The 15,837-nt window shown below is 73.4% G+C and carries 18 protein-coding genes; 9 read left to right on the top strand and 9 right to left on the bottom strand.

Translation table 11 applies throughout. The features are described 5' to 3' along the window. Positions 1-52: 52 nt before the first annotated feature. Positions 53-676 (bottom strand): DedA family protein, encoded by a 624-nt coding sequence (locus ACFW01_RS19950; RefSeq protein WP_234957586.1) that lies wholly within the window; start codon positions 674-676, stop codon positions 53-55. 82 nt (positions 677-758) lie between these two features. After that, positions 759-1,196, bottom strand: coding sequence for a DUF4442 domain-containing protein (locus ACFW01_RS19945; protein WP_234957657.1), 438 nt, complete (start codon positions 1,194-1,196; stop codon positions 759-761). Positions 1,197-1,362: 166 nt separating this feature from the next. Between ACFW01_RS19945 and ACFW01_RS19940 the strand changes: the two genes are divergently transcribed. Next, a complete protein-coding gene (locus tag ACFW01_RS19940) occupies positions 1,363-2,382 on the top strand; it encodes a hypothetical protein (protein ID WP_234957587.1) in 1,020 nt (339 codons plus the stop codon). A 7-nt stretch (positions 2,383-2,389) separates the two neighbouring features. Here ACFW01_RS19940 and ACFW01_RS19935 read toward each other — a convergent pair whose 3' ends face one another. Together ACFW01_RS19935 and tuf are read right to left on the bottom strand one after the other, a co-directional pair. Continuing rightward, positions 2,390-3,235: a spermidine synthase gene (locus tag ACFW01_RS19935; protein WP_384505103.1), complete on the bottom strand. Its 846-nt coding sequence runs from the start codon at positions 3,233-3,235 to the stop codon at positions 2,390-2,392. Between the two features lie 97 nt (positions 3,236-3,332). Next, positions 3,333-4,514, bottom strand: a complete 1,182-nt coding sequence (gene tuf, locus ACFW01_RS19930; protein ID WP_234957589.1) for an elongation factor Tu — start codon at positions 4,512-4,514, stop codon at positions 3,333-3,335. 352 nt (positions 4,515-4,866) lie between these two features. On the opposite strand from tuf, the gene ACFW01_RS19925 reads away from it, so the two are divergent. Beyond that, positions 4,867-5,655 (top strand): TVP38/TMEM64 family protein, encoded by a 789-nt coding sequence (locus ACFW01_RS19925; protein ID WP_384505100.1) that lies wholly within the window; start codon positions 4,867-4,869, stop codon positions 5,653-5,655. A 7-nt stretch (positions 5,656-5,662) separates the two neighbouring features. Here the strand turns inward: ACFW01_RS19925 and ACFW01_RS19920 are convergent, their stop codons facing one another. Further along, the gene (locus ACFW01_RS19920) at positions 5,663-6,832 is read right to left on the bottom strand and encodes a thiolase family protein (RefSeq protein ID WP_234957591.1); all 1,170 of its coding nucleotides are present in this window, start codon (positions 6,830-6,832) and stop codon (positions 5,663-5,665) included. A gap of 102 nt (positions 6,833-6,934) precedes the next feature. Between ACFW01_RS19920 and ACFW01_RS19915 the strand changes: the two genes are divergently transcribed. From ACFW01_RS19915 to ACFW01_RS19905, 3 genes are all read left to right on the top strand, one after another. Beyond that, positions 6,935-7,408, top strand: coding sequence for a helix-turn-helix domain-containing protein (locus ACFW01_RS19915; protein WP_234957592.1), 474 nt, complete (start codon positions 6,935-6,937; stop codon positions 7,406-7,408). A gap of 140 nt (positions 7,409-7,548) precedes the next feature. Further along, the gene (locus tag ACFW01_RS19910) at positions 7,549-8,424 is read left to right on the top strand and encodes an undecaprenyl-diphosphate phosphatase (RefSeq protein WP_384505095.1); all 876 of its coding nucleotides are present in this window, start codon (positions 7,549-7,551) and stop codon (positions 8,422-8,424) included. Between the two features lie 63 nt (positions 8,425-8,487). Further along, the gene (locus ACFW01_RS19905) at positions 8,488-8,667 is read left to right on the top strand and encodes a hypothetical protein (protein WP_234957593.1); all 180 of its coding nucleotides are present in this window, start codon (positions 8,488-8,490) and stop codon (positions 8,665-8,667) included. A gap of 33 nt (positions 8,668-8,700) precedes the next feature. On the opposite strand, the gene ACFW01_RS19900 is transcribed toward ACFW01_RS19905, so the two are convergent. Beyond that, positions 8,701-9,441, bottom strand: coding sequence for an SDR family oxidoreductase (locus ACFW01_RS19900; RefSeq protein ID WP_384505092.1), 741 nt, complete (start codon positions 9,439-9,441; stop codon positions 8,701-8,703). A 151-nt stretch (positions 9,442-9,592) separates the two neighbouring features. On the opposite strand from ACFW01_RS19900, the gene lnt reads away from it, so the two are divergent. Further along, positions 9,593-11,167: an apolipoprotein N-acyltransferase gene (gene lnt / locus ACFW01_RS19895; protein WP_384505089.1), complete on the top strand. Its 1,575-nt coding sequence runs from the start codon at positions 9,593-9,595 to the stop codon at positions 11,165-11,167. On the opposite strand, the gene ACFW01_RS19890 is transcribed toward lnt, so the two are convergent. Together ACFW01_RS19890 and ACFW01_RS19885 are read right to left on the bottom strand one after the other, a co-directional pair. Beyond that, positions 11,091-11,996, bottom strand: a complete 906-nt coding sequence (locus ACFW01_RS19890; protein ID WP_234957596.1) for a Gfo/Idh/MocA family protein — start codon at positions 11,994-11,996, stop codon at positions 11,091-11,093. The two genes, lnt and ACFW01_RS19890, sit on opposite strands and share 77 nt — an antisense overlap. Positions 11,997-12,009: 13 nt before the next feature. Further along, entirely contained in the window at positions 12,010-13,191 is a 1,182-nt protein-coding gene (locus tag ACFW01_RS19885; RefSeq protein WP_384505085.1) for an FAD-dependent monooxygenase, read from the bottom strand. Between the two features lie 91 nt (positions 13,192-13,282). On the opposite strand from ACFW01_RS19885, the gene ACFW01_RS19880 reads away from it, so the two are divergent. The 3 genes from ACFW01_RS19880 to ACFW01_RS19870 all read left to right on the top strand — a co-directional run bounded on the left by ACFW01_RS19880 (position 13,283) and on the right by ACFW01_RS19870 (position 15,090). Then, positions 13,283-13,909: a TetR/AcrR family transcriptional regulator gene (locus ACFW01_RS19880; RefSeq protein WP_234957598.1), complete on the top strand. Its 627-nt coding sequence runs from the start codon at positions 13,283-13,285 to the stop codon at positions 13,907-13,909. A 43-nt stretch (positions 13,910-13,952) separates the two neighbouring features. After that, entirely contained in the window at positions 13,953-14,465 is a 513-nt protein-coding gene (locus tag ACFW01_RS19875) for a DinB family protein (RefSeq protein ID WP_234957599.1), read from the top strand. Between the two features lie 112 nt (positions 14,466-14,577). Then, positions 14,578-15,090, top strand: a complete 513-nt coding sequence (locus ACFW01_RS19870) for a hypothetical protein (RefSeq protein WP_384505082.1) — start codon at positions 14,578-14,580, stop codon at positions 15,088-15,090. Positions 15,091-15,119: 29 nt separating this feature from the next. On the opposite strand, the gene ACFW01_RS19865 is transcribed toward ACFW01_RS19870, so the two are convergent. After that, a complete protein-coding gene (locus ACFW01_RS19865; RefSeq protein ID WP_384505200.1) occupies positions 15,120-15,662 on the bottom strand; it encodes a hypothetical protein in 543 nt (180 codons plus the stop codon). Positions 15,663-15,837: the final 175 nt, after the last annotated feature.

Below are 15,837 nucleotides of genomic sequence, written 5' to 3'. Positions count from 1 at the left end.
CCGCGGCGGAGCCGCACGATGTCACAGCCCCGCGCCCCTTCGGGGCGCGCTGCTACTCGGCGGCGGAAACCGGCTGAGCGTTCTTCGCCTTCTTCCTCAGGACCAGCATCGAGGTCACGCCGATGGCGACGGCCAGCACCAGGCCCAGCCACGAGAAGCGCTTGAGCCAGGACTCCGCGACGATTCCGACGTAGTAGATGACGGCGGTGGTGCCGCCCGCCCAGACGATGCCGCCGAGGACGTTGGCGATCAGGAACTTCCAGTACGGCATCCGCAGCACACCGGCCAGCGGGCCCGCGAAGATGCGCAGCAGGGCGACGAAGCGGCCGAAGAACACGGCCCACATGCCCCACTTCTGGAAGGAGCGCTCGGCGGTGGCGATGTGGCCCTCGCTGAAGTGCTTGGGGAACTTGCGGCCCAGCCAGGCCAGCAGGGGCCGGCCGCCCCTGCGGCCGATGGCGTACCCGATGGAGTCGCCGATCACCGCGCCCGCGCTGGCACAGACGCCGAGGACCAGCGGATCGATGCCGCCGTGCTGCGACGACAGCAGGGCCGCCGACACCAGGATGATCTCACCGGGCAACGGGATGCCCAGGCTCTCCAGACCGATGACCAGTCCGACGACGGCGTACACGGCCACCGCGGGCACCGTGTCGAGCCACTCCTGGACGTGCAACGCGCATCCTCCGCTTCGCGTACCTGTTCCCGGGTGCGCCTCGGCGAAGGCGCACCCGGGAAGCGTACCGGTTCGCGGGAGGTCAGCTGTTGGGACGCAGGGTCCATATGACGGTCATCTCACCGGTCACCGCGCCGTCCTCGCGCCGGATGGCGACGCCGACCGGGAACTCGGGGCGGCTCCCGGCGTCCAGTTCGGCGACGACGTCGGCGGCGGGGCGGCCGAGGGTCGCGGTGGCGGTGACCGGGCCGAGCGCGATCTTCTTGAAGGCGATCTCGGCGGTGACCGGCAGCGGTACGGCCCGGGAGAGCTGGTCGCCGAAGGCGGCCAGCACGATCGCGCCGCTGGCCGACTCGCCCAGGGTGAACATGGCTCCGGCGTGCGGTCCACCCACGTGGTTGCGGTACTCGCTCTGGTCCGGGAGAGCCAGGACGGCCTTCTCCGGAGTGGTCTCCAGGTACTCGAGGTTCAGGGTCCTGACCATCGGCACCGTGGCGGCGAGCAACTCGCCGATCGACATCTGATCTGCGCTCATGGCAGAAGGTTACCCATGAGTAGCATCGAAGGGCCAGGCCCGGACCGGGCGATCTCCGCGCGACCCGTCACGGGAGCTCCTCACTTCTGGTACGTCCCTGACAAGGCCCGGTGACCGAATCGTGTCCTGCGCGGCATTAGGGTGACTGCTCATGTGGCCAGGACAGCAGCCGCCCGGGGGCGAGCAGAACCCGCAGAACAATCCGTACCAGCAGCCGGGGTACCAACAGCCGAATCCCTACCAGCAGCCGGGATACCAGCAGCAGCCCGGCCAGTACGGGCAACAGCAGTGGGGGGCACCGCAGCCCGCCGGGGCGCCGCAGCCCGCTCCCGGCGGTGGCGGTGGCGGGAACCGGACGAAGCTGGTCGCGATCGTCGCGGCCCTCGCCGTGGTGGTGGCCGCCGGTGTCACCGGGTTCCTGGTGCTCGGCGGCGACAAGGACGACCAGGCGGACGACGGCAAGGACAAGAAGCCGTCCGCGAGCGCGTCCGCGGACAAGTCCGAGACCCCGTCCACGGATCCGAGCGCGTCCGGCTCCGACGACAACCCGCGCGGCGGCGACGGGCTGGAGGCGACCATCGACGGCTGGAAGGTCGTCGCCAACCCGCGCTTCGGCACCATGTTCGACGTGCCCGCCGACTGGGAGATCGACAGCAAGGACACCAGCGTCGGCTTCGAGTGGGAGGAGAAGGGCAAGACCGACCGCACGACGGTCACCGCCCCCGCCTACCTCAAGTCCGAGTGGTGCACCACGGACGAGAACAAGGACGGCCGCAAGGAGAGCACCTCCCTCGCGACCACCGGAACCCGTGGTGAGAGCGGCGCCAAGGACACCGACCAGGCGGCCGAGACGCGGGTGCCGTGGTGGATCTACGGCGGTTACACGCAGCCGGACAAGAAGAGCGTGAAGTACGGCAAGCCGAAGGCGTACACCACCACGTCCGGCATCAAGGGCAGCGTCATCACCGCGTACTCGCAGGGCACGCCCCAGAAGGGCAAGTGCGACACCGAGGGCAAGGCGATCACCTTCGCGTTCAAGAACAGCGCGGGCGATTTCGTCACCTGGAACCTGTACGGCGCCAAGGGCGTCGACGAGGAGGTCCCGGAGGCGACGATCCAGAAGATCCTCAGCACGGTGCGGCTCACCGAGGAACCGCCGACCGAGTCGTAGGCGCCGCTCAGCCGATGCCGAACGCCCCGGCGGGAGGCTCGGGTGACGGCACGGCGTCCGCGTCCCGCACCGGCCGCGCGCCGCCGACGAAGTCCCGCAGGGCCGCCCCGTGTTCGACCCTGGCCGGGAAGGCGTCGGCGGCGGTGCGCCGGGCCAGCGCCGGGATGTCCAGGGGCCGGCCCGAGGCGACGAGGACCGCGTTGCCGAACCGGCGCCCGCGCAGCACCCCCGGTTCGGCGATCAGCGCCAGTTCCTCGAAGAGCGTGGCGAAGCCGGCCAGCTGGCCCCGCAGGAAGCCGAACGGCGCCCCGTCGGCCAGGTTCGCCACGTACACGCCGTCGGCGCGCAGCACCCGCACCGCCTCGCGGGCGTACTCGACGGAGGTCAGGTGCGCCGGCACGCGGGAGCCCCCGAAGACGTCGGCGACGAGTACGTCGGCCGAGTCCGCGGGGGCGGCAGCCAGCCAGGCGCGGGCGTCGGCGCCGTGCGCGGTGACGTCCGCGCCGTCCGGCAGCGGCAGGTGCTCGGCGACCAGGTCCAGCAGCCCCCGGTCCGCCTCCACGACGTCCTGGCGCGAGCCGGGCCGGGTCGCGGCCAGGTACCGCGGCAGGGTGTACGCGCCGCCGCCGAGGTGCAGCACGTCCAGCGCGCGGCCCGGCTCGGCGACGGTGTCCAGGACGTGGCCGAGCCGGCGCGTGTACTCGAACTCCAGGTGCGCCGGCTCGTCCAGGTCGACGTAGGACTGCGGCGCCCCGTCCACGGTGAGCAGCCAGGCCCGCCGCCGGTCGACGTCGGGCATGAGCTTGACGGTGCCGTGGTCGGTGACGCGGCTCACGGGGATGGCTTGGTTCACTCCTCCATTGTGCGGTCGGACATCGCCGGCAGGGGCGCGGGGAACTGCGCGACCAGCCACGACGGCCCCGCGGTCCCCCACCCACATCAAGGGGCACTCACCCGACGGCCGTCACGGTGCCCGCCCCCACGGTCCGTCCACCCTCACGGATCGCGAAGCCGAGCCCCGTCTCCAGCGGCACGTCCCGCCCCAGCTCCACCGTCATCGTGACCGTGTCCCCGGGCCTCGCCACCGCCACCTCCCCGAGATCGACGTCTCCGACGACATCAGCCGTACGGATGTAGAACTGCGGCCGATACCCCGTGGCGACGGGCGTCGAACGCCCGCCCTCCCGCGCCGACAGCACGTACACCCGCGCCGAGAAGCGCCGCGCGGGCACGACGCTGCCGGGCGCGGCGACCACGTGCCCCCGGCGCACGGCGTCGCGGCCGACGCCCCGCAGCAGCAGCGCGACGTTGTCCCCGGCCTGGGCCTCCTCCATCGGCTTGCCGAAGGTCTCCACTCCGGTGACCACCGTCTCGACGGACGCCCCGAGCACCTCGACCCGGTCGCCGACGCGGATCGTGCCGCGCTCGACCGCGCCGGTGACGACCGTGCCGCGGCCGGTGATGGTGAGCACGTTCTCCACCGACAGCAGGAACGGCGCGTCCAGGTACCGCTCCGGCATGGGCACGTAGGTGTCCACGGCGTCGAGCAGCGCCTCGACGGACGCCGTCCACCGGGGGTCGCCCTCCAGGGCCTTCAGTCCCGAGACCCGCACGACGGGCACGGAGTCTCCGCCGTAGCCGTGCGCGGTGAGCAGCTCGCGGACCTCCAGTTCGACGAGGTCGGCCAGCACCGCGTCATCGCCGTCTCCGACGGCGTCGGCCTTGTTGAGCGCGACCACGATGTGGTCGACGCCCACCTGCCGGGCGAGCAGGACGTGTTCGGCGGTCTGCGGCATGATCCCGTCCAGCGCGGACACGACGAGGATCGCCCCGTCGAGCTGGGCGGCGCCGGTGACCATGTTCTTGACGTAGTCGGCGTGGCCGGGCATGTCGACGTGCGCGTAGTGCCGGGTGTCGGTCTCGTACTCGACGTGCGCGATGTTGATGGTGATGCCGCGCGCCGCCTCCTCCGGGGCCCGGTCGATGCGGTCGAACGGCACGAACGCGCCGGCGCCGCGCTCGGCGAGGACCTTGGTGATGGCGGCGGTCAGGGTGGTCTTGCCGTGGTCGACATGGCCCATCGTGCCGATGTTCAGATGCGGTTTGGTGCGGACGTACGCCGTCTTGGACATGGCGGTACCTCGAAGCCTCGTGGCGGTGGTGGGGACCCCGGTGTCCGGCCGACCCTCCCCCTGGGGGGTCCGCCGGAGTGTCCGGGGAGGGTCAGCTTCGGGCGCCGTCGGCGGCGGCCGGGAAGAAGAGGACGGCAGCCTTCGGCGCATCCGCGACGGCGGATGCTGCGAGGTGGAAGGCGTACCGGAACATGAGGCAGATCTTCGCCGACGGCCCGTTCCACGTCGAATGGTTTTCGCGTGTGCCGAACAGGGCGGAACCGGCAGGGTGCGGACGGGGATTCACTCGGCTGTGACGCCCGTGAGACGCTCCATACGGCGATCACACACATATGTCGGTTAGTGTCACCGGATGCTCGATGCCACCACCCGCTCTGGGGGCACCGCCACGGTCACTCCCCGGACCGCCGCAACGGAGCTCGCCGTCGCCACCGTCGGCGGGCCGGTCCCACCCGCCGCACCGACCGGGTTCGCCGCCCGTGTGACCAGAGTCCTGCTCTCCCCGTGGTCCCGGCTCTCCCTGCTCGTCGCCCTGCTGGCCTCCGCCGCGACCACGGTCCTGCTCTTCCAGCCGCAGCGGTTGCTCACCGACGGCTGGCCGCCACAGCTCGGCGGAGCCGCGGCGGCCGTCGCCTACGCGGTGGCGTACGGGCTGTGCACCGTCGCCTTCGTGCCGCGTCCGCTGCTGAACCTGGCCGCGGGTGCGCTGTTCGGCGCGCAGCTCGGCCTCGCCTCGGCGCTGGCGGGGACGGTGCTCGGCGCCGGGATCGCCTTCTGCCTGGGCCGGGTGCTGGGCCAGGAGGCGCTGCGTCCGCTGCTGCGGGGCAAGTGGCTGAAGGCCGCGGACGGGCAGCTGAGCCGGCACGGCTTCCGCTCGATGCTGGCGGCCCGGCTCTTCCCCGGGGTGCCGTTCGCCGCGGCCAACTACTGCGCGGCGGTGTCCCGCATGGGCCTGCTCCCCTTCCTCCTGGCGACGGGACTGGGCTCCATCCCCAACACCGCCGCCTACGTCGTCGCCGGGGCCCGCGCCTCGACGCCGACGTCTCCGGCCTTCCTGATCGCGCTGGCCTGCATCGCCCTGCCGGGGCTCGCGGGCGCGGCGGTGGCCTGGCGCAAGCGGCACCGGCTGCGCGGGCGCTGACGGCGCGTTACACGGATTCCAGGATCATGGCGTTGGCGAGGCCGCCCGCCTCGCACATGGTCTGGAGTCCGTAGCGCGCCCCGCGCTCCCTGAGGGCGTGGACGAGGGTGGTGGTCAGGCGGGTGCCGCTGGCGCCGAGGGGGTGGCCCAGCGCGATGGCCCCGCCGTGCACGTTGACCTTGTCGAGGTCGGCGCCGGTCTCCTGCTGCCAGGCCAGCACCACGCTCGCGAACGCCTCGTTGACCTCGAACAGGTCGATGTCCTTCAGGGAGAGCGACGCCCGGCGCAGCACCTTCTCGGTGGCGGGGATCACGCCCGTCAGCATCAGCAGCGGGTCGGAGCCGGTGACGGCGAAGCTGTGCAGGCGGGCGAGCGGGCGCAGGCCGAGGCGGGCGGCGGTCTCGGCCGAGGTGATCAGCACGGCCGAGGCGCCGTCGTTGACCGGGCTGGCGTTGCCCGCGGTGATGTTCCACTCGATCTGCGGGAAGCGCGCGGCGAAGGCCGGGTCGTGGTAGGCGGGCCGGAGACCGGCGAGGACCTCCACGCTGCTCGCGGGGCGTACGCACTCGTCGCGCGAGACACCGTCCAGGGGCGCGATCTCGGCGTCGAAGCGCCCTGACTCCCAGGCCGCGGCGGCCTTCCGGTGCGAGGAGACGGCGAAGGCGTCCATCCGCTCCCGGGAGAGCGACCACTTGGCGGCGATCAGTTCGGCGCTGATGCCCTGCGGGACGAGTCCGTCCGGGTAGCGGGCGGCGACGCCGGGGCCGAAGGGGTCGGTGCCGGCCGGCACGTTCGCCCCCATCGGGACGCGGCTCATCGACTCGACCCCGCAGGCGACGACCAGGTCGTACGCCCCGGCCATGACGCCCTGTGCGGCGAAGTGGACGGCCTGCTGGGAGGAGCCGCACTGCCGGTCCACGGTGGTCGCGGGCACGGACTCGGGGAAGCCGGCGGACAGCAGGGCGTAGCGGGTGGTGTTCATGGCCTGCTCGCCGACCTGGTCGACGGTGCCGCCGATGACGTCGTCGATCAGCGCCGGGTCGACGCCGGACCGCTCGACGAGGGTGCGCAGCGTGTGCGCGAGGAGTTCCACGGGGTGGACGTGGGCGAGGGCGCCGTTCGGCCTGCCCTTGCCCATCGGGGTGCGTACGGCTTCGACGACGACTGCTTCACGCATGCTGCGGGCCTCCGGCTGCCGGCGACTACCAGTGAGTAGGATTTCTGGACTCACCATAGCCTGGCGAGTTGGAAAAACAAACCCTCCTTTATGCTGGGCGCCATGGCCGCCGCCCCCAAGAACCCGCGCCCCTGCTCGATCGCCGACACCCTGGCGCTCGTCGGGGAGAAGTACTCCCTGCTCGTCCTGCGCGAGGTCTGCCTCGGCAACGGCCGCTTCGACCAGCTGGTCCGCAACACCGGCGCCCCGCGCGACATCCTCGCCACCCGGCTGCGGCGTCTGCTGGACGCGGGCATCCTGACCAAGCAGCCGTACAGCGAGCGCCCGCAGCGCTTCGAGTACCGGCCGACCCGGGCGGGGCTGGAGCTGGAACCGGTGCTGATGACCCTCATGGCCTGGGGCGACCGGCACCTGCGCGCGGACGGCGACCGCCCCATGGTGATCGAGCACATCTGCGGCAGCGAGCTGCTCCCGCGGATCACCTGCCGCGCCTGCGGCGACACCGTCCGGCACGAGGACCTGACCGCCCATCCGCAGGCCGACGGCTGGACCGTGACGGGCCCGACGGCCGCCTAGGGGACCTTCCACCCCTGTGGGCCGGACTTCACTTTGGGGCGCTACGCTGCCCCTCGGCACAGCCGGTCCCGATCATCCGACTTCGGGGTCCGGCGCGCCCATCGCCCTTTTCTCGCTCGGCACTTGGACTGCGTACCTTCATGTCTTGGTTCGAATCACTCATCCTCGGACTCGTCCAGGGGCTGACCGAGTTCCTCCCCGTGTCCTCCAGCGCGCACCTGCGCCTGACGGCGGCGTTCTCCGGCTGGCACGACCCGGGCGCGGCCTTCACGGCGATCACGCAGATCGGCACCGAGGCCGCGGTCCTCATCTACTTCCGCAAGGACATCGGGCGGATCATCTCGGCGTGGACACGGTCACTGACCGACAAGTCGATGCGCCGCGACCCCGACGCGCGCATGGGCTGGCTGGTGATCGTCGGCTCGATCCCGATCGGCGTGCTCGGCCTGACCCTGAAGGACCAGATCGAGGGGCCCTTCCGCGACCTGCGCATCACCGCGACGATGCTGATCGTCGTCGGTGTGATCATCGGCATCGCTGACCGGATGGCCGCGCGGGACGAGAAGGGCGGCCGGCACCGCGCTCCCCGCGCGCGCAAGGAGCTGGAGAACCTGACCGTCCGGGACGGCCTGATCTACGGCGTCTGCCAGGCGGCGGCCCTCATCCCGGGCGTCTCCCGGTCCGGGGCCACGATCAGCGGCGGCCTCTTCATGGGCTACCGGCGCGAGGCGGCGGCCCGGTACTCGTTCCTGCTCGCGATCCCGGCGGTGCTCGCCTCGGGTCTGTTCGAGCTGACGGACGCGATGGAGAGCGACCACGTCTCCTGGGGGCCGACGCTGTTCGCGACGGTCATCGCCTTCGGCACCGGGTACGCGGTGATCGCCTGGTTCATGAAGTTCATCTCGACCAAGAGCTTCATGCCGTTCGTCTGGTACCGCATCGCGCTCGGCATCATCATCATCGCCCTGGTCAGCACCGGCGCCCTCAGCCCGCACGCCGCGGAGTCGGCCCACTGACAGCGACGGCTTCTGTAGCCGTCCGGTAGCGCACCGTCAGCGCTTACCCCTAGGCTTGTCCGCATGTCCCCCGATTACGCGATCCCTGGTTCCGTGCGCTCAGCCGCGGAGCTGAACGAGAAGATCCGTGCGCTCTGGCGCCGCGCGGGCGGGACCCTGTCGGCACAGGAGCGTGTGGAGTACGAGTTGCTGGTGGTCGAGTGGGCGAGAGCGATCCGCGGCGAGGTCATCGAGGCCGCCTGACCCGGAGCCGCCCGCCCCGGCACCCGTCCGCCGTCAGCGCCCGCCGGCCACGCGGAGCACCGTCCCCGTCGTGTACGAGGCGTCGGGCGACATCAGCCAGGAGATCGCCGCCGCGATCTCCTCCGCCCGGCCGGCACGGCCCATCGGCACCGCCGCCCCCATCCGCAGCGCCCGGTCCGGCGCGCCCGCCGCCGCGTGCATCTCGGTGTCGATGACGCCGGGCGCGACCGCGTTGACCCGGACACCGTCCGGCCCCAGCTCCTTGGCCAGGCCCAGCGTCAGCGTGTCGACGCCCGCCTTGGCCGCCGCGTAGTGGACGTACTCCCCCGGGCTGCCGAGGGTCGCGGCGCCCGACGAGACGTTCACGATCACACCGCTCCCCCGCGCCGTCATGAGCCGCGCGGCGCGCCGGGCGCACAGCAGCACGCCGAGCAGGTTGACGTCCAGGACCCGGCGCAGGTCGGCGGTGTCGCTGTCGGCGAGGCGTCCCAGCGGACCGGTCACGGCGGCGTTGTTCACCAGGCCCGTCACCGGCCCGAGCCGTTCCTCCGCCACGTCGAAGAGGCGCTCGACGTCCTCCTCGACCGCGGTGTCCGCACGTACCGCCACCGCGCGTCCGCCCGCCTCGCGCACGCCCGCGACGACGGCTTCGGCGGCCGCCGAGTCCCGCGCGTAGCCGACGGCCAGGTCGTGTCCGTCCGCCGCGAGACGCAGACAGGTCGCCGCGCCGATGCCACGGCTGCCGCCGGTGACCACCGTGATGGGTCGGTTCATGAGCACCTCCAGTTTGATCGATCATCGATCACTCTAGGACGCGGAGAACGCCTTGCCCACGCCTTGCGCGCCATCGACACCCGGTGTGATCAACTGAAATTCGCCCTCCTCGCGGGCGCACACTGTAGACATCGGGGGTAGGGAGGCGCCCATGAAGACGCTCGACCGCCGGCTCGCCTCCCGGTGGTGGCGCTCGGCCGCCGCCGTGCTCGCCGGAGCGCTGCCCGTACTCGCCTTCCCGGGCCCCGCCCTGTGGTGGTGGGCCTGGTTCGCGCTGGTCCCCTGGATCCTGCTGGCCCGCACCGCGCCGACCGGGAAGCGGGCGGCGTACGACGGGTGGTGCGCCGGCTTCGGCTTCATGCTCGCCATGCACCACTGGCTGCTGCCGAACCTGCACGTGTTCACCTTCGTGATCGCGGCGCTGCTCGGCGCGCTGTGGGCGCCGTGGGGCTGGCTGGTGCGGCGGCTGCTGGGCGGCGCGCCCTCGGCCGTCCGGGTCGGGGTGGCGCTCCTGGTGCTGCCGTCGGGCTGGCTGGCCGTGGAACTGGTCCGCTCCTGGCAGGGGCTCGGCGGCCCCTGGGGGATGCTCGGCTCCAGCCAGTGGGAGGTGGCCCCGGCGCTGCGGCTGGCCTCGGTCGGCGGGGTCTGGCTGCTGAGCTTCCTGGTGGTGGCGGTGAACGTCGCCGTCGCCGTGCTCGTCGCCGTCCGCCGGTCGCGGGTGCCCGCGCTGGCCGGGCTCGTCGCCACCGCCGCCGCCACCTCCGCGGCCTGGGTCTGGTCGCCGCGCCCCGACACCGACGAGCGGGCCGCGATCGCCGTGGTGCAGCCCGGCGTCGTGGACGGCGCGGACAGCGCCGACCGGCGCTTCGACCGCGAGGAACAGCTCACCCGCGGGCTCGCCGGCCGAGACCTCGATCTGATCGTCTGGGGCGAGAGCAGCGTCGGCTTCGACCTGGACGACCGGCCCGACCTGGCCCGCCGGCTGACGGAGCTCTCCCGGGACACCGGCGCGGAGATCCTGGTCAACGTGGACGCGCGGCGCTCGGACAAGCCGGGCATCTACAAGAGTTCGGTGCTGGTCGGCCCCGACGGCCCGACCGGCGACCGGTACGACAAGATGCGGCTGGTGCCCTTCGGGGAGTACGTGCCGGCCCGCTCCCTGCTCGGCTGGGCCACCTCCGTCGGCGAGGCGGCGGGCGAGGACCGCAGGCGGGGCACCGAGCAGGTGGTGATGAACGTCGGGGACGGGCTGCGGATCGGCCCGATGGTGTGCTTCGAGAGCGCGTTTCCCGACATGAGCCGGCAATTGGCCGCCGACGGCGCGGAGGTGCTGGTCGCCCAGTCGTCGACGTCGACGTTCCAGCACACCTGGGCTCCCGGGCAACACGCCTCGCTCGCCGCGCTGCGCGCCGCGGAGACGGGCCGGCCGATGGTGCACTCGACGCTGACCGGCGTCTCCGCCGTGTACGACGCCAACGGGAAACGGATCGGCTCCTGGCTCGGCACCGACGCGAGCACCGCGCGGGTGTACGAGACCCCCCTCACGCACGGCACCACGCCGTACGTGCGTCTCGGCGACTGGACCGTGCACGCGGCGCTCGTGATCCTCGCGGCGTGGGGCGCCGGCGAGGGCGTACGGGCGGTGCGGCTCAGGCGGAGCGCTCGTGGACCGCGCGTACCACCCGCTCACACAGATCGTGGGTCTCCAGCGCGTCCCGGGCACTGAGCACCCGCCCCGCGCGCACCGCGTCGAGGAAGGCGAGCACCGCCTGCTCGATGCCGCGCTGCCGGGCCACCGGCACCCAGTCGCCGCGCCGCCGCACGGTCGGCTGGCCCTTGTGGTCGATCACCTCGGCGAGGTTGACCACCTGGCGCTTGGTGTCCTGGCCGGAGACCTCCAGGATCTCCTCCGCCGAACCGCTGAGCCGGTTCATGACGCCGAGCGCGGTGAAGCCCTCCCCGGCGAGCTGGAGCACGACGTGGTGCAGGAGGCCGTCCTGGACGCGGGCGCGCACGGTCACGTCGTCGACCGGTCCCGGTACCAGGAAGCGGAGCGTGTCCACGACGTGGATGAAGTCGTCGAGGATCATCGTGCGCGGTTCCTCGGGCAGCCCGGTGCGGTTCTTCTGCATGAGGATCAGCTCGCGCGGGTGCTCGGCGCACTGCGCGTATCCGGGCGCGTAACGGCGGTTGAAGCCGACGGCGAGGCTGGTCCGCCGCTCCTCGGCGAGGGCCACCAGCCGTTCGGACTCGGCGAGTTCGTAGGCGAGCGGCTTGTCGACGTAGGTCGGGACGCCGGCTTCCAGGAGCCCGGTCACGATCTCGGGGTGGACGGCGGTCGGCGCGTGCACGAAGGCGGCGTCGAGGCCCTGGGCGAGCAGTGAGCCGAGGTCGGCGTGGCGCTGGCTCTGGGGCAGGCGCAGTCCGTCGGCGACCCGGGTGAGGGTGGCGGGGGTGCGGGTCTGCAGGTGCAGTTCGGCCCCCGGCAGGGCGGAGAGCACCGGCAGGTAGGCCTTCCGCGCGATGTCGCCGAGTCCGATGCAGCCGACCTTCACGGGGTGTGCTCCTCTAACGTTCGCCGGTCCGGGTCCGCGCTGAAGCATACGGGGGCTGCGGTGGCCGCCAGTCGGCGATGCCGTCGAAGCCCCGCAGGAAGAGGCCGGGTGCCGCCTTGGAGAGCGCGAGCAGTGCGGCGTCACGGGCCGCGATCCCGGCGCGACTGGTCATCAGGTTGAGGCGGGCGACCCGGACGGCCCGGCGGGCGACGGCATCGGCGCGGGGCTGCCGGGCGGCCGTGTAGGCCGTGAGGTCCCGGCTGTGGTGGGCGAGGACGACCGCGTCCTCGACGGCCTGGTTGCCGCCCTGCCCGAGGTTGGGCGGCATGGCGTGCGCGGCGTCGCCGAGCAGGGCGACCCGGCCGCGGTGGTAGGCGGGCAGCGGTGCGGCGATGTGGTGCACGTCGTGCCGCAGGACGTCCTCGGGGCGGGCCGCGGCGAGCACCGCGGGGATCGGGTCGTGCCAGTCGCCGTAGCGGTGCAGCAGCTCGGCCCGCTCGTCCGCCGCGTGTCCGCCGGCCGGGGCGACGGCGGCGGCGTATGCGTAGGCCCGGCCGTCCTTGAGCGGGTGCGTGCCCCAGATACGGCCCGGCCCCCAGGTCTCGTGGGAGGCGAACTCGACGCCGGGCAGCGGGATCACGACCCGCCAGGTGGTGAAGCCGGAGTAGACGGTGCCGGGGTGGTCCGGGAACAGCGTGCGGCGTACGGCGGAGTGGATGCCGTCGGCGGCGACGACCAGGTCGGCCTCCCACTCGCCGTCCGCGGCGCGCACCCTGGCCGGGCGGTCGTGGTCGCCGGGGTCGGCGAGCATCGCGTCGGCCGCGGTGCGGACGGCGCCCGGGGGCAGCCGCTCGGACAGGCGGTCGATGAGGGTGGCCCGGTGCAGCAGCACCAGTGGACCGCCGAACCGGGCCGCGGCGGCCTCCGCGCTGGACCGGGAGAGCCAGCGTCCGCCCGGGGTGCGCAGTCCCCCGTCGCCCTGCCAGGCGGCGAGGTCGCGGATCTCGTCGCCGAGACCGATGACGTCCAGCGCGCGCAGGGCGTTGGGCGACAGGGAGATGGCCGCGCCGATCGGCCGCAGGGAGGCGGCCCGCTCCAGGACGGTGACCCGCAGTCCGTCCTGGTGCAGGGCCACCGCCGCGGTGAGGCCACCGATGCCGCCGCCGATCACGACGGCCCGCCTTGTCCGTGCCATGGCTCTCTCCACCACTCTCTTCACTACAGATGTAGTAGCACCTGCCGCCGACTGTACTACAGCCGTAGTGCCGTCGGGTAGGTTGAACTCCATGTCCCCCTCCACCCCGGCCTCAGTGCCCTCCTCCGCCCCCGCCGCCCCCGCCGCCGCCTCCCGCGCCGACCTGGTCGCCGACGCCGCGCTGGCCCTGCTCGCCGAGCGCGGGATGCGCGGGCTGACGCACCGCGCGGTCGACGAGACGGCCCGGCTCCCGCAGGGCTCCACCTCCAACCTCGCCCGCACCCGGCAGGCCCTGCTCGAACTGGCGGTGCGGCGCCTGGCCGACCGGGAGGAACGGGTGCTGGCGCTGCACGAGATGCCGGACCCGCGGGCCGGCCTCGACTCCCTGGTGGACGCGCTGGCGCTGGCGACGCACCGCGCGCTGACCCACAACCGGGAGCTGACGGTGGCCCGCTACGAACTGGCCCTGGAGGCCACCCGCCGCCCCGAGCTGCGGGCCCACTTCGACGCGGCGGGCGCCCGTTTCCGGGAGCGGCTGGGCGCTCTCGTCACGGAGCTGGGCTCGCCGGATCCGGAGCGCCACGTGCTCTCGCTGGTCGCCTGGGCGGACGGGCTGATGTTCAGCTGCGTGGCCGGCAGCTTCCACGCCGAGGTGCCCGGCCTCCAGGACGTGCGGTCGGGGCTGCGGGAGGTCCTGGACGGCATGCTGGGCGGCTGAAATCCCCTGGTGCGCCGGTCCGGCGTCGGGCGAGGATGTCGGCATGACTGCCGAACGCCGCGAACCCGCCCCTGACGCCGACGAACGCACCATGCTGGAGGGCTGGGTCGAGTACCACCGCCAGACCCTCGCGTGGAAGTGCGAGGGCCTCACCGACGAACAGCTGCGGACGGCTTCCGTGAGCCCGTCGGGGCTCACCCTGATGGGACTGGTGCGGCACATGGCGGAGGTGGAGCGCAGCTGGTACCGCAGGGTGCTGGCGGCCGAGGACGCCGGCCCGATCCACTACTCGGACGCGGACCCGGACGGTGAGTTCCGGGTGACCGCGTCGGACACCTGGCAGGAGGCGCGCGCGACCTGGCAGGCCGAGATCGAGGCGGCCCGGCGCAACGCGGCCGGCTTCTCCCTGGACGACATGGGCCGGGGCAAGCACGCCCGCACGGGTGAGCGCTACAACCTGCGCTGGATCCACACCCACATGATCGAGGAGTACGCCCGTCACAACGGGCACGCCGACCTGATCCGGGAGAGCCTGGACGGTGCCACGGGCGACTGACGTCACCCCCGGCGGCCACCGGGCCTCCGTACGGGGCCGGAGATCACCCGTGCGGGGCAACCTCCGCCGGTCCGGCGTCGTGGAATGGACCCGAACCAGCAGAGTGACGCGGGTGCATCGAACGAGGACCACAGCGACGCTCCTGGTGACCGTGGCCGTCACCGCCCTGACCGGCTGTACGACGGTCCAGGGCCCGGCCGCCGCCGACCCGGCCCCGGCGGGCGCCCGTTCCCTGACGCCGCGCCCGGACGGCCCGGCCGAACCGCGGGTCGTACAGGCCCCGGCCCGGGAGGCGCTGGAGATGATCGGCCCCTCGCCGGCCCCGGACCGGGCGACCCGGGAACCGCGGCGTACGGAACCCCCGGCCGCCGGGCCGCCCCAGCAGGAGGCGCCGGCCGCCCGCACCCGCCCCGAACGGCGACCGCGGCCCGCCCGGCCCGGGACACCGGAGCGGACCGAACGCCCGAGGGTGCCGGCCCCCGAGGCCCCCGCGCTCCCCCAGGCTCCCTCGTCCGGCCAGGACACCGGCCGGAACACGGATGTGTGCTCGCTCGGCAAGCGGTACGGCGGCTGGCGCCCCGGCAGCCCGGAGTCCCGCATCTGCGAGCAGGCGTACGGCCCCTGAGCGGGACAGCACACGGGCGCCACGCATGCCTACGGCCGCTGCCGCGGTGGTCTCGGCCATCCGCCGGGTCGGTCGGGCCCGTCCGAACCGCGGCCCGCGCCGTCCAGGCGGCGCTCCAGCCGGCCGATCGCCGCGCGCACACCCTCGCCGTAGCGGTCGGGGGGCAGTGACTCGGCCGCGCCCCGGGCGCGCCGCAGGTGCAGGCGGGCGGCCTCGCGGTGGCCGAGGCGGTCGTAGTCGTCCGCGAGGTTCAGATGGAGCGAGGGGTACAGGGCGCGCGCGGCGAGCACGCCCTCGCGGGGATCGGCGGGCGAGTCCTGGGTGATCTCCTCGGCCGCCGCCAACGCGCGCAGGTCCCAGGCCAGTTCGTCGCCCGGGTCGTCCTGGGTGTCGGCCAGGTAGTGGGCCAGCGTGCACCGGTGCAGCGGGTCGCCGTGCTCGCCGATCTCCGCCCACAGGCCGAGGAAGCGGTCCCGGGCCTCCTCGCGGTCGCCCGCGTGATGCAGGATGACGACCTGACCGATCCGCGTCAGCACGGCATCCGGCGCCGCCTGCTCCCGTCCCTTGGCCACCGCGTCCTCCGTGCCCTCGTCGGCTGTCACGACCGACGCTAACCGCAGGTGGCCGAGATCCCGGTCAGGCGGCACCGGGAGGCGCGCGGGGCGGCCGGTGGGCGGGCCGGGCCGCGCCTGCGGGGGGCGTCAGGGTGGGGGGGGTGCAGTGGGTCGGGGGGTGGGCCGGGGGCGC

The sequence above is a fragment of the Streptomyces sp. NPDC058985 genome (assembly GCF_042740985.1).
Taxonomy (GTDB): Bacteria; Actinomycetota; Actinomycetes; order Streptomycetales; family Streptomycetaceae; genus Streptomyces.
Note: the sequence above shows the minus strand (reverse complement) of the source record. Positions and strands in the feature narration are given on the sequence as shown.